Genomic DNA, 13,164 nt, shown 5'->3' with positions numbered 1-13,164 from the left:
GGCTGGAGTGCCACCGGGCACAACAACAGTGCCTCGGTGACTGCCCTGAGCACCTACGGTACCTTCGTCCAGAACGGCGACGGGAGCTGGACATACGTGCTGGACAACAGCCGCCCGGCGACCCAGGCGCTGACGGCGGGGTTCAACCAGAGCTACGACGTCTGGTACACCATGAAGGACGCGGACGGGGACGAGAGCATCGCCAAGCTGACCATCACGGTCAAGGGGGCGAACGACAGCTCGACGGTGGTGACGGTGGCAGCGACCGGTCCGGACCACCTGGTGTACGAATCGGGCCTCAACCCGAACGGCTCCAATGCGGTGGCCACCACCGAAACGGTGACAGGCAGCTTCACGGTGTCGGCCTCGGACGGCATCCTGAACGTGGTGATAGGGGGCACGAGCTACACCCTGGCGCAACTGCAGGCCTTCAACGGCACGCAGAGCGTCAACACCGGCGAGGGAATACTGACCCTGCTGAGCTACAGCGGGAATGCCAGTGGCGGGACGGTGAACTACAGCTACACCCTGAGCGCGACCATCGACAACGACAGCAAGTCGGGAGCCACGCTGACGGAATTTGATGACAGCGTGACCATCACGGTGAACGGGGTGAGTGGCACCAGTGGCAGCGACCAGCTCATCGTGCGCATCGTGGATGATGTGCCGGTTCAACCGGTAGAGCTGAATACCCGGGTAGAAGAGTTTTCTAACCCTGGTACCAATCTGATGATCATATTGGATACTTCGGGCAGTATGGACTTCGATGCAGAGGCACCTGGATTTGCTACCCGGATGGCCGTTGCCAGGGCCTCCATCCTGCAGTTGATCAACGATTATGACGAGCTGGGCAATGTGATGGTGCGTCTGGTTGGGTTTGCCAGCACGGCGACCACCAACTTCCTCGGCTCGGGGGATATCTGGTTGACTGCAGCTCAGGCACTGGATGTTATCGATGACATTACCGATACCTTGGGTAACGGCGGCACTGATTATGACGATGCTTTGATCAAGGCGATGGCGGCATATGATTCGGCAGGTAAGATCATCGGCGGACAGAGTGTGCTCTATTTCCTCTCCGATGGCGAACCTACCGAAAGCACCAGCTGGCCCGGTGTGGTCGGGACGGGAAACAACGGTATCAATGCGGCTGAACAGACTGCTTGGCAGAATTTCCTGACCAACAATGATGTCCAGGCCTATGCCTTGGGGATGGGGGGCGGGGCGACGGCGCCAGCATTGGAGCCTATCTCCTACAACGGCGCTACGGGAACAGATCAGCCTGCCATCATAGTGACGGACCTGAGTCAGTTGGCCAGCACCCTCTCGGGGACTGTGCAGGTGCCAACCACGGGCAACCTGCTGATCGATGCTGGTGTGGCCTTTGGTGCGGACGGTCCTGCCGCCTTGCCCATTACCAGTATTTCCCACGATGCGGATGGTAACCCGGCGACACCGGACGTTATCTACACCACGGCTTATTCCGGCTATAACGCTACTACCCATGTGCTGACTATTCCGACTCATGGGGGGGGCACTCTCTCGGTCAATTTGTTAACCGGGGCTTACAGCTACAGCCTGTCGCTGGATGTGGCCAATGACTACACCGAAACCTTCCACTACACCATCAGCGATGCCGATGGGGATGTGAAGACAGGGGTGTTGAATATGATCACCACGGATTCCAGTGAGGTCACCGTCTATGACAACAGCAATGAGGCGCTGGTGTATCAGATCATGGTACCTGGGGTGACGACCCCTACAACCTTGGCGGATTTCCAGACGACGACCAATGGGAGCGGTACAGGATATAACCCTTGGATATATAACACGTCTGGCACCGGTACCAGCGTGATCGATTTGGGGTTAAGCACTATCGCTACGGCGGTTGCAGGTAATGGAGACAAGTGGGTCGTCAGTACCTTAAACAGCTCAACGTTAGATGGCAGCGTAAACGGTGGTGTATTGCTACTGGTCGACTCGAATGATGATGGCGCAGGGGCAGCGCAGCTTTTGACCCCGGAGTTTGTCACGAGTTCGACACTGGCGACAACGCTAAGCTTCCAGTACGACAGAGACAATGTGAATAATAGCGATACAGTGACTTGGAACCTCTACAAGTTTGATGGTGCTAACTGGATTCAGCTTTCCGGTGCAGGTTTGAGTGGCAATCTGTCTAGCAACCCCGCTTCAATGACAACGGTCACAACAGCAACACTGGATGCAAACACTCGTTATCGGGTCTATTTCTCGGTCAATGATGGTTCTGGAAACAGTGATTCAACCTTGCAACTGGACAATATCAGACTCAACATCACAGGCGCTGCCACCGCCGCCATTGCCATCATGGCTGCTCAGGGCAATGTGCTGACCGACCCCAATCACAACCCGTACAGCAGCGATCCCTGGGGGGCGGTAGATGCTCTGGGCAGCGAGAACGCTGTGCTCAAGATCTGGAATGGCAGCAGTTATACCTCTGTTACCACCAGTCAGACGGTTGCCGGGCTCTATGGTTCCCTCGAGATCCACAGTGATGGTGCCTATACCTACACTCCGATCTCGAACCTGAGTAATGTCGGCCAATCTGATGTCTTCACCTATCAGGTCATGCAAAACGATGGTGATCAGGACACCGCCCAGCTGACCATCAATATTGGAGCCACAGCTGCCGCTGTGCCGACTCCGATAGAAGGCACCGGTGCTGATAACAACCTTAACGGAACGGCAGGCGATGATGTGCTGTTGGGTTATGGCGGTAATGACACCATTCATGGCAATGGGGGTCATGACCACATAGAAGGGGGCGCTGGGAACGATACCCTGTATGGCGATGCAGGCAATGATGCCCTGTTGGGAGGGGTGAGTACCGATATCCTGGATGGCGGCATCGGCAACGATACGCTGATCGGTGGCCTGGGTCCAGATACCCTGACCGGTGGCGCCGGGCACGATACCTTCAAGTGGCTGGCTGGCGAGGCCGATGGCAGCATCGACAAGATAGCCGACTTCACTCTGGGGTTGAGTGGCAGCAATGCCAACAGCGATGTGCTGGACTTGTCCCAGTTGCTGGTCGATGTGCCTGCCAGCGCCAACAACAGTGTCTTGGCCGGTACGCTCAACAGTTATCTGACCTTTGATACGGCCAATAACACGCTGACCATAGACACCAATGGTGGTACTGCTGGCGGGGATCAGTTGACTGTGCTCTTCCAGAATGCACCTAGCTTCTCATCTGGTTCCAACCAGGACATCATCAAGCAACTGCTCGATGATGGTAACCTCAAGGTGGATCCACATCCGTAGACAGCATGTACAGAGGGCGGGCTTGCCTGCCCTCTGTTGCTGACACGTGAAGGACGTTAAGATAGGCAACATTGACGTAGTGAGGAAGATATGGGGCCATTCAACTGGGTCGACATCGATGGCATTCGCTATAGCTGGGATGGGCAGAACAGCATCGTCTGCTCTGGCCGCTTTGGCTATCAGGCCGCGATGACGGGTGACAAGCTCAATGGTCTGGAGCTGGAGAGTGAAGATGGCGATGTGGCGGGGTTGCTCAATGTGGACTTTGCCGCCTCCAGCATCAGCTTCACGCCGGCAGAGGATGCGCCCTTGCCTCACATGATGGTGCTGGTTGGCCATGAGTGGGGGCAGCAGGAGTATTCGTTGCAGAGCCTGAGCGACAGCTCCTTGCAGGGGCTGCTCAGCCATGGTGAAGAGCTTGACTGGAGTAGTCTGGCGGTGGTGACGGCTTCCGAGCCGAGCATGCCATCGCAAGGTCACGTTCTGTCGTGGGATTCATTCCATTTCGAGGATGAGTCTCTGCTCGGAGCCGAGCTTCCGTCGTCCGTGATCGCGAGCCATGGCAATCCGCTTGGCGCAGAGATCAGCATCAACATCGACATGACCAATCAGGTGCTGGAGCAGATCCCCCCATTGCACGATATATGAATCCCAATCGACGACGTGCATAATGACCTCCATCTAATCGATGGAGGTTTTTTTCTATGTGGCGTCCCCTTCTTACCCTGTCTGCGCTCGTTGTCAGTGCTCCGCTGCTTGCCATCGAGGTGCCCCAGGCTCCCCATCTGGTGGTCAGCGGCTACGCGGAGCAGAAGGCCGAACCCGACATGCTGACGCTCAACGTCGCCGTGACCGCCCTGGAGAAACAGGGCCTCAAGGCCAAGCAGCAGGTGGATACCAAGGTGGCCGCCTTCTTTGGTCAACTGGAGAGCCTCGGCATCAAGCGCAGCGATGTGGAGGCCGGCAATCTGGTGATCTCCCCCGAGTACCAGTATCCGCAGAACAAGCAGCCCGAGATGGTGGGTTACCGTGCCCAGCGCCAGCTGGCGGTCAAACTCTACCAGCTCGACAAGCTGAGCCAGCTGATGGATACCGCCCTCAAGGCGGGTCTGGAGTCCGTCTCCCAGATTGAGTACGGCCTCAAGTCACCACAGATCATCAAGGATCAGGCCCGTCTTGGCGCTGTGGCAGATGCCACCAGCAAGGCGGAATCCCTGGCCAAGGCCTTTGGCATGAAGCTTGGCAAGGTGTACAGCGTCGAGTATCGCAACAGCTCCCCCATTCCTGTGTATAGCCGTGCCATGAAGGCGGCTGCCGCGCCTGCCGCCGATATGGTGGAGAACAGCTACCAACAGCAGCAGATCAGCATCACGGACAACGTGGAAGCCGTCTTCCTGCTGGAATGATGGACCGTTCAACCGGCCCTGACCTCTCCAAACCCGAGGCTTCTGCCTCGGGTTTGTCGTTATAGGGTCTGTGCATGGGCACTGAGTGAAGGTGCACAAGGGGCGCCTCTTATCTGGGCAGGCCAGGGGAGTGATGGATGGCTTCGCCCATGCCAGGGGAGCTGGCGCATAAAAAAATGCCGGTCACTGACCGGCATTTTCGTAAGAGGAGCGGGGAGGTTTAGCCCAGATTGGTGGCCACTCGACCCTGGCGCTTCTGCTTGAACAGATAGCCCAGACCCAGCACCAGTACCCAGGCCGGGATCAGCTCGACCGAGATGCGGGTGCCGTCGTTCATGTACATGATCACCAGGATGGCGGCCATGAAGGCGAGGCAGAGGTAGTTGCCAAAGGGGCTCCAGAGTGCCTTGAACTTGGTTTCAACCCCTTCGGCTGCCTTGACCTTGCGGAACTTGAGGTGCGCCAGGCTGATCATGGCCCAGTTGATGACCAGGGCGGAGACCACCAGGGACATCAAGAGGCCGAAGGCCTTGCCCGGGATCAGGTAGTTGATCAGCACGCACAGCAGGGTGGCGGCCGCCGAGATGGAGATGGCCATCAGGGGCACACCGCTCTTGTTGGTCTTGAGCAGGGCCTTGGGGCCGTTGCCCTGTTTGGCCAGGCCGAACAGCATGCGGCTGTTGCAGTAGACGCAGCTGTTATAGACGGATAGGGCCGCAGTCAGCACCACCAGGTTGAGCACGTTGGCCACCAGGTTGCTGTCGAGAGCATGGAAGATCATCACGAACGGACTGCCGCCTTCCACCACCTTGCCCCAGGGATAGAGGGAGAGCAGCACGGCCAGGGCGCCGATATAGAAGATGAGGATGCGGTAGATCACCTGGTTGGTAGCCTTGGGGATGCTCTTCTCGGGGTTGTCGGCTTCCGCCGCCGTGATGCCGACCAGCTCCAGACCGCCGAAGGAGAACATGATGAAGGCCATGGCCATCACCAGGCCGCCCACCCCGTTGGGGAAGAAGCCGCCCTGGGCCCAGAGGTTGCTGACGGAGGCATCGGGGCCGCCGGTGCCGGAGAACAGCAGGTAACCGCCGAAGCCAATCATGCCGAGGATGGCCACGACCTTGATGATGGCGAACCAGAACTCCATCTCGCCGAACGCCTTGACGTTGGAGAGGTTGATGGCGTTGATCAGCACGAAGAAGAAGGCCGCCGACATCCAGGTCGGGATCTCGGGCCACCAGTACTGCACGTAGATGCCGACTGCCGTCAGCTCCGCCATGCTCACCAGCACATAGAGTACCCAGTAGTTCCAGCCGGAGGCGAAACCGGCGAAGTCACCCCAGTACTTGTAGGCAAAGTGACTGAACGAGCCGGCCACCGGCTCTTCCACCACCATCTCGCCGAGCTGGCGCATGATGAGGAAGGCGATGAAGCCGCCGATGGCGTAGCCAAGCAGCACCGAGGGGCCTGCCATCTTGATGGTGTCGGCAATGCCGAGGAACAGGCCGGTACCTATGGCACCGCCCAGTGCGATGAGCTGGATGTGGCGGTTTTTCAGGCCGCGCTTGAGCTCTTCGCCGTCTTGTTGAAGATCCATTCTTCCTTCCTTACGTCGCTGAATTCACTCGTCTCGCGCCTCGTCTACCATGGCACCTCCTGTGCCAGGCGCGGCATCTTGTGCCGAAAACGTGACGAAATCCGTATTAATATCGTTACGGTTTGCCGCGCACTGTTTTTTATGGCGGCTACCAACCCGAGCAGAATAGTGATAATCGACCGCTTGTGCACCTGTTTTCCTCATCATTGGTTTGCTTTGTGGCCAATGTTCAGGTTTTTAATGATCTGGAAAGGGTTTTTGGAAGTGATTGATGGTTTTGTGTGCGGTTGATTTCGGTGCTATTGACCTGGCAGTAATTTGGTGTGCTAGTAGCTTTTTTTCAAGGAAGGACTCATATGATCGAAAGTATTGTCGGTGGCTTGCTGCTCGCCGCGCTCTGGCTGGGAGTCTGGCTCTCCCCCATGTTGCTGACCATGGCTGCGGCCTGCTTGATGGTCTGGGGATGGCAGGGGGCAGATTATCTGGTGAACAACATCGCCATGGTGCTGACGCTCGCCGCCGGACTTGGCCTGCTACCCGCCTGCTGGTTGAGCGAGCGGGTGCGCAAACGCCACGGCTTGCTGCGTTTTCATGGCATCTTGATGAACAATAGGGAGCTCAACAAGCCGGGCTCCCGCCCTCGCCCCTGAACCTCATGACGCCGGCGGATCCGCCGGCGTCATTTCTCCCACTCTTGCTGTCTCATTATCTTGCCACTCGGCAATCTGATAGTGCTTGATATGGCTATTTTTATGCTGGCTAGCAGAGTTGGCGGCGCAGGCCGGTTGCCTCCAGGATCTTGGCGCTGATCTCCTCCACCGAGTGGGAGCTGGTATCGAGGAAGCGGATCGCCTCCTGGCGGAACAGCCGCTCCACGCTCGCCAGCTCCTGTTCGCACTGTTCGAGAGAGGAGTAGCGACTGTTGGCGCGGCGCTGGTTGCGGATCTCGTGCAGCCGTTGGGGGGCTATGGTGAGACCGAACAGCTTGTGGCGGTTGGCCTTGAGCGGGGCGGGCAGCTCCAGCGAGCCCATGTCCTGCTCGATGAAGGGGTAGTTGGCGGCACGGATGCCAAATTGCAGCGCCAGATAGAGGCTGGTTGGCGTCTTGCCGCAGCGGGAGACCCCGATGAGGATGATGTCCGCCTCGTCATACTCCTTGGTGGTGATGCCGTCGTCATTGCTGAGGGCGAAGTTGACCGCCTCGATGCGATCGTCGTACAGCTTGCGGTTCTCCATGCCGTGGGTGCGGTGGAGCCTGGGCTCGGCCTTGATCCCGAGCTCCTGCTCGAGGGGGCTCACGAAGGTGTTGAGAAAATCGTGGCTGCTGGCCTGGGCCTTGAGCACCTCTTCCCGTACTAGGGGGTCGACTATGGTGTGAAACAGTATGGGGCGCACCCCGGTCTGGCGAAACTGTTCATCGATGCGGGTCCGCACCTGGCGCGCCTTTTCCTGGGTCTCCACGAAGGGGATGGTGACCTGTTCGAAGATCAGCGGAAACTGGCTCAGCACGGCGTGGCCGAACACCTCGGCGGTGATGGCAGTGCCGTCGGATACATAGAATACGGTGTGCACAGCGGACTCCTGTGGTGTGCTCCTGGGGGGTTGCGAGCATTCAGTATCTCTCGAAACCATATCTCTTTTGTCAACAGGTCTGCCATTCCCAAGTTGTGAACTCGCTTGCAAACCTGAGTCGTTACCTTTTTGTATCGCCATTGTAGAATGTCTGTGTCAGACGGCCATCCCCAAATCTTGCTCGGGGATTTTTTTGATAATCAGTAGAAAACGTTTTCATGGTCGTTGGCAACACACACATACAAAAACACATGATTTGGCACAGCAGGTGCTCTGCACCCTGGCCCACCAACCTGGAGACATGCAAATGCAACAGTACGTACTCTGGTACGAACAGCTCGGAATGCAGGACGTTGAGCGCGTTGGCGGCAAGAATGCATCCCTTGGCGAGATGATCAGCAACCTCTCAGGTGCCGGCGTGTCCGTGCCGGGCGGCTTTGCGACCACCGCCTTTGCGTTTAACGAGTTTCTGGAGTTAAGCGGCCTCAACGGCAAGATCCACGACCTGCTCGACAGCCTGGATGTGGACGACATTGCCGCCCTCAACCGGGCCGGTCAGCAGATCCGTGACTGGGTGGTGGAAGCGCCGTTCCAGCCTGCGCTGGAGCAGGCGGTGCGTGCCGCCTACGACAAGCTGAGCGCCGGGCTCGAGGCCTCCTTCGCGGTGCGATCCTCCGCCACCGCCGAAGACATGCCGGACGCCTCCTTCGCGGGTCAGCAGGAGACCTTTCTCAACGTGCGCGGCATAGACTCTGTCATGACCGCCATCAAGCATGTGTTTGCCTCCCTCTTCAACGATCGCGCCATCTCCTACCGGGTGCATCAGGGGTACGATCACAAGGGCGTGGCCCTCTCCGCCGGGGTGCAGCGCATGGTGCGCTCGGATCTCGCCGCCTCCGGCGTCATGTTCACCCTGGATACCGAATCCGGCTTCAACGACGTGGTCTTCATCACCGGCGCCCAGGGCCTGGGGGAGATGGTGGTGCAGGGGGCCGTCAACCCGGACGAGTTCTATGTGCACAAGCCGACCCTGAAATCCGGTCGCCCCGCCGTGGTGCGCAAGACGCTCGGTTCGAAACTTATCAAGATGACCTACTCCGAGGACGCCGGTCACGGTCGCCAGGTGAAGATCGTCGACACCGTGGATGCCGAGCGCAACCGCTTCTGCATCACGGACGAGGAAGTGATGGCGCTGGCGAAGCAGGCCCTCATCATCGAGCAGCACTACGGTCGCCCGATGGACATCGAATGGGCCAAGGATGGTCAGGATGGCAAGCTCTACATAGTCCAGGCGCGACCGGAAACCGTGCGCAGCCGCCAGGAGGCGAACACCCTGGAGCGCTTTGCCCTCAAGCAATCCGGCAAGGTGCTGATCGAGGGGCGCGCCATCGGCCACAAGATAGGGGCGGGCCCGGCGCGGGTCATCAGCTCCATCAGCCAGATGGACGAGGTGCAACCCGGCGATGTGCTGGTCACCGACATGACGGATCCGGACTGGGAGCCCATCATGAAGCGGGCCTCCGCCATCGTCACCAACCGGGGTGGCCGCACCTGCCACGCCGCCATCATAGCCCGTGAGCTCGGCATCCCGGCCGTGGTCGGCTGTGGCGATGCCACCGACCGCATCGAGGCGGGTCAGCTCATCACCGTCTCCTGCGCGGAAGGAGACACCGGCTTCATCTACGACGGCGAGCTCGACTTCGACGTGGCGGTGACCGAGGTGGGCAACATGCCGCGCCTGCCCATCAAGGTCATGATGAACGTCGGCAACCCGGACAGGGCCTTCGACTTCGCCCAGTTGCCGAACGCCGGCGTGGGTCTGGCCCGCCTCGAGTTCATCATCAACCGCATGATAGGGGTCCACCCCAAGGCGCTGCTGGAGTTCGACAAGCAGACGCCCGAGCTGCAAGCCACCATCACCAGGATGATCGCGGGCTACGAGAGCCCCCGCGAGTTCTACGTCGCCAAGCTGACGGAAGGGATCGCCACCCTGGCCGCCGCCTTCTGGCCGGAGCGAGTCATAGTGCGGATGTCGGACTTCAAGTCCAACGAATACGCCAACCTGGTGGGGGGCCGTGGTTACGAGCCTCATGAAGAGAACCCCATGATCGGCTTCCGTGGCGCCTCCCGCTACATCGCCGACAGCTTCCGCCCCTGCTTCGCGCTGGAGTGCGAGGCGATGAAGCGGGTGCGCGATGTCATGGGCCTGACCAACGTCGAGGTGATGATCCCCTTCGTGCGCACAGTGGGCGAGGCGGAGCAGGTGGTGGAGATCCTGGCGGAGAACGGGCTGCGCCGTGGCGAGCGGGGGCTGAAAGTCATCATGATGTGCGAGCTCCCCTCCAACGCCCTGCTGGCGGACAAGTTCCTCGAGCACTTCGACGGCTTCTCCATCGGCTCCAATGACATGACCCAGTTGACTCTGGGGCTGGATCGGGACTCGGGCCTCATCGCCCACCTGTTCGATGAGCGCAACGAGGCGGTCAAGGCGCTGCTGGCCATGGCCATCGCGGCCGCGCGCAAGGCGGGCAAGTACGTCGGCATCTGCGGCCAGGGGCCGTCGGATCACTCGGACTTCGCCGCCTGGCTGGTCGAGCAGGGCATAGACTCCGTGTCGCTGAACCCGGATACCGTGGTCGACACCTGGCTCTATCTGGCCGAGCAGAACAAGGCAAGCTGAGCCAGCACAGGCAGCTCCCCCCATAATCCATGACGGCACCTTCTCGGTGCCGTTTTTTATTACCAACAGGGTGCTGTGTCTATGACTCGTATATGCAAGGTGAATGGGATCTCGTCTCTCGCACCCTCTATGGGGGGTCATCGCCGGGTGGGCATGGGAGGATGAGGTTGCTGCGGCGTCGTGGCTAAAGACGAGGGGGCCCATGGCCCCCTCGATGAGATGACGGCTTCAGAGCGAGGCGTGCTTCACCTGGGCTGCTGTTCGGCGCCGGCCAGTTCGATCTGCACCTTCACACCTTCCTGCTTGAGCCGGGCGCTGATGGCGTTCAGATCGGTGCCTGGCTTGGCCTCCAGCAGGGCGATGCCGCCACTGCTCTGCTTGAAGCTCAGACCGTGGCGCGTGGCCAGTGCCCTGGCTTGAGGCTCGTCGGCCTCGATCAGCAGGGTACCGCTGACGGTGAGCTCGGGGCTGGCGACCCCCTGCAGCAAGATGTCACCGCTGCGCAGGCCAGGTTGTGCCGTCTTGCCATCCAGGCTGCGGGCGACGCGCTTCTTGCTGCCGTTGTCCGGCGTGAGGTAGGTCTGACCGTTCACCTCTATGGTGCTGTACTGCTTGCCCTCGATGACCACCGACTCTTCGGCCGTGGCCTGAGCGGAAACCGAGGCCAGCAGGCTTGCCAGGGCAAGGCTGAGTAAGCTGTGTTTCATGTTGTGACTCCTGTGGGATTAGAGGGAGGTTGCGTCATGGCCGATCACCCGCAGGGACCAGTTGAGCAGTTGACCCGGCTGGCTGTTATTGCGCTCGGTCAGGGTCGTGCGGGCGTTGGTGCTGCGATTGAGCAGCGAGACCTGACGGTTGCCGCTGGCTACGTCGGTCACCGCCAGTTGCCACTCGCCCTCGGCGGATTCCCCGTAGAACTTGTGGGAGAGCATGCGCATGTCGCGCAGCCCCTTGGTACGCACATAACCCAACTGCTGCCGGTCGAGGGATTGACCCACCAGGCTGTTGTTGGGGTTGAGCAGCACGCTGCGGGTGCCGGAGGGGGAGACCAGTTCGATCAGCAGATCGGGCAGCCGCTGGTGATCCAGACTGATCTGCACCTGCACCGCTTCCACCGTCAGCGGCTGACTGACCCGGGTGCTGGAGGTGGTCGGGCTGCTGCCCAGATCCGGGATGGCGCCCTGGGCACCTTGCACAGTCACCTTCTGCCAGGGCAGCTGTACCAGCGGCGGCAAGGGATTGTGAGTGGCGGCGCTCGCCAGGGCCTTGTTCACATCGATGAGGCCAAAGCCGTAGGTCGGGTTGAACCAGACCCCGGCGGCGTTGCGCTCCCAGCCTTCCAGCCCGGTCACCCGGCGTTGCTGACCATTGGCGGCTGTGTAGCTCAGTGTGACCGCTGCCTGGTTGGCATCGATGCGGGTGGCATTGCGCGCCAGCAGATCCCGCAGATCCCGTACCGACAAGTCCGGATAGGCCGACATCAGCAGCGTCATGGCGCCCGCTGTGTTCGGGGTGGCCGAAGAGGTGCCATTCATGGTGCCGTTGTAGTCGCAGCTTGCATCCAGCGCCGGGTTGCCGTGCAGTCGGTTGGTGCTGGGATCGTCTACCCGGTTGTAGCCCATGTCACAGCCGGGCAGATCCGTGGTCACCATGGCCGGTGAGGCGGTGCCGTACTCGCCGCCGGGGGCCGTCAGGAAGACGTTGCTGCCGACGCTGGAGTAGGAGGAGCGCACGCCGTCCGCGTTGCTGGCACTGACCACCAGGTTCCAGAAGTTGCTGTTGGAAGGATCTATGTTGCTGTTTTCAAACGGCAGTCTGAGCTCGCCGCCGGTGCGGTTGAGCACATAGTTGCCGGCGGCAATGCGGCTGAAGCCGTTGCCTGCGGCCTTGATGTAGGCGGCCCCTTGCGCCTTCAGGGTCATCTGCTCAAACAGGCGATCCAGTTGCACCTGGTTGAGGCCGCCGGCCCCCTGGGGATCGACCAGGCTCATGCCGTAGCTCTGGTTGAAGACGCGGTTGTCGCGGCTGGCCTGGCTGTTGCCGAGGGCATAGAGCCAGTCTTGCTGCAACTGCTGGCTATTGTCGTCGAGCAGGTTGAAGCCTTGCAGCTGGGCACGGGGGGCCACGCCCCGGGTGCCGATGGCGTTGTCGACCGCCGCTATGATGCCGGAGACAGAGGTGCCGTGGGCACTGTCCGGATCGGTCGGCGTCGGGTCGTCGCTGCCGGTCACCACGTTCTTCGAACCGGGGCGGACGTTGTCGGCGAGATCCGGGTGGGCGATGGCCAGGCCGTCGTCCACGACGGCCACATTGATCCCCTGGCCGAGTACCTCTGTGCGGTGGGCCCACCAGAGGTTGAGGTCATTGCCCGCCACGCCGCCACGGGCACTGAAGGCATGCTGGCCACTGTTGAGCAGGTGCCACTGCTGGTCCTGCAGGGGGTTGATGCCGGGCAGGCAGCGCTGTGCGCTGGTGCGGCCGGTATCCATGTCGACTTCTCTGCCGGTGAGGGGGGCACAACTCTCTGCAGCCTGCGCCGAGACCACAGGCAGGGCCGAGAGCAGGGCCGTGATTGCCAATGCTAACGATGTTTTTCTCATTGATAA

At 60.3% G+C, this 13,164-nt stretch carries 9 protein-coding genes; 5 read left to right on the top strand and 4 right to left on the bottom strand.

Features of this window, described 5'->3' with window-relative positions:
• Positions 1-36: 36 nt before the first annotated feature.
• The 3 genes from HB860_RS09655 (at position 37) to HB860_RS09645 (ending at position 4,709) form a co-directional block, all read left to right on the top strand.
• Positions 37-3,303 (top strand): VCBS domain-containing protein, encoded by a 3,267-nt coding sequence (locus HB860_RS09655; RefSeq protein WP_247626487.1) that lies wholly within the window; start codon positions 37-39, stop codon positions 3,301-3,303.
• Between the two features lie 90 nt (positions 3,304-3,393).
• Complete coding sequence (locus tag HB860_RS09650; protein WP_247626486.1) at positions 3,394-3,951, top strand: hypothetical protein; 558 nt, start codon at positions 3,394-3,396, stop codon at positions 3,949-3,951.
• A gap of 56 nt (positions 3,952-4,007) precedes the next feature.
• The gene (locus HB860_RS09645; RefSeq protein WP_139439489.1) at positions 4,008-4,709 is read left to right on the top strand and encodes an SIMPL domain-containing protein; all 702 of its coding nucleotides are present in this window, start codon (positions 4,008-4,010) and stop codon (positions 4,707-4,709) included.
• A 220-nt stretch (positions 4,710-4,929) separates the two neighbouring features.
• Here HB860_RS09645 and HB860_RS09640 read toward each other — a convergent pair whose 3' ends face one another.
• Positions 4,930-6,306 carry an amino acid permease gene (locus tag HB860_RS09640; RefSeq protein WP_139439490.1) on the bottom strand — a complete coding sequence of 459 codons (1,377 nt, stop codon included), beginning with the start codon at positions 6,304-6,306 and terminating at the stop codon, positions 4,930-4,932.
• A 359-nt stretch (positions 6,307-6,665) separates the two neighbouring features.
• On the opposite strand from HB860_RS09640, the gene HB860_RS09635 reads away from it, so the two are divergent.
• Positions 6,666-6,956 (top strand): hypothetical protein, encoded by a 291-nt coding sequence (locus tag HB860_RS09635; RefSeq protein ID WP_406569422.1) that lies wholly within the window; start codon positions 6,666-6,668, stop codon positions 6,954-6,956.
• Positions 6,957-7,065: 109 nt separating this feature from the next.
• Here the strand turns inward: HB860_RS09635 and ppsR are convergent, their stop codons facing one another.
• Positions 7,066-7,878, bottom strand: a complete 813-nt coding sequence (gene ppsR / locus HB860_RS09630) for a posphoenolpyruvate synthetase regulatory kinase/phosphorylase PpsR (RefSeq protein ID WP_247626484.1) — start codon at positions 7,876-7,878, stop codon at positions 7,066-7,068.
• Positions 7,879-8,185: 307 nt separating this feature from the next.
• Here ppsR and ppsA point away from each other — a divergent pair, with 307 nt between their 5' ends.
• The gene (ppsA, locus tag HB860_RS09625) at positions 8,186-10,558 is read left to right on the top strand and encodes a phosphoenolpyruvate synthase (RefSeq protein ID WP_247626483.1); all 2,373 of its coding nucleotides are present in this window, start codon (positions 8,186-8,188) and stop codon (positions 10,556-10,558) included.
• A 245-nt stretch (positions 10,559-10,803) separates the two neighbouring features.
• Here ppsA and HB860_RS09620 read toward each other — a convergent pair whose 3' ends face one another.
• On the bottom strand, positions 10,804-11,265 hold the full coding sequence (locus tag HB860_RS09620; protein WP_247626482.1) for a serine protease chaperone: 462 nt from the start codon (positions 11,263-11,265) through the stop codon (positions 10,804-10,806).
• An 18-nt stretch (positions 11,266-11,283) separates the two neighbouring features.
• Positions 11,284-13,158, bottom strand: a complete 1,875-nt coding sequence (gene asp / locus HB860_RS09615; protein WP_247626481.1) for a serine protease Asp — start codon at positions 13,156-13,158, stop codon at positions 11,284-11,286.
• Positions 13,159-13,164: the final 6 nt, after the last annotated feature.

It is taken from the genome of Aeromonas genomosp. paramedia, from assembly GCF_023093515.1.
Classification (GTDB): domain Bacteria; phylum Pseudomonadota; class Gammaproteobacteria; order Enterobacterales; family Aeromonadaceae; genus Aeromonas.
Note: the sequence above shows the minus strand (reverse complement) of the source record. Positions and strands in the feature narration are given on the sequence as shown.

Excerpts from the sequence above, each read along its gene's own strand:
- HB860_RS09650 (WP_247626486.1), top strand. The coding sequence starts at position 3,394 with ATGGGGCCATTCAACTGGGTCGACATCGATGGCATTCGCTATAGCTGG.
- HB860_RS09645 (WP_139439489.1), top strand. The coding sequence starts at position 4,008 with ATGTGGCGTCCCCTTCTTACCCTGTCTGCGCTCGTTGTCAGTGCTCCG.
- HB860_RS09640 (WP_139439490.1), bottom strand. The coding sequence starts at position 6,306 with ATGGATCTTCAACAAGACGGCGAAGAGCTCAAGCGCGGCCTGAAAAAC.
- ppsA (WP_247626483.1), top strand. The coding sequence starts at position 8,186 with ATGCAACAGTACGTACTCTGGTACGAACAGCTCGGAATGCAGGACGTT.
- HB860_RS09620 (WP_247626482.1), bottom strand. The coding sequence starts at position 11,265 with ATGAAACACAGCTTACTCAGCCTTGCCCTGGCAAGCCTGCTGGCCTCG.
- asp (WP_247626481.1), bottom strand. The coding sequence starts at position 13,158 with ATGAGAAAAACATCGTTAGCATTGGCAATCACGGCCCTGCTCTCGGCC.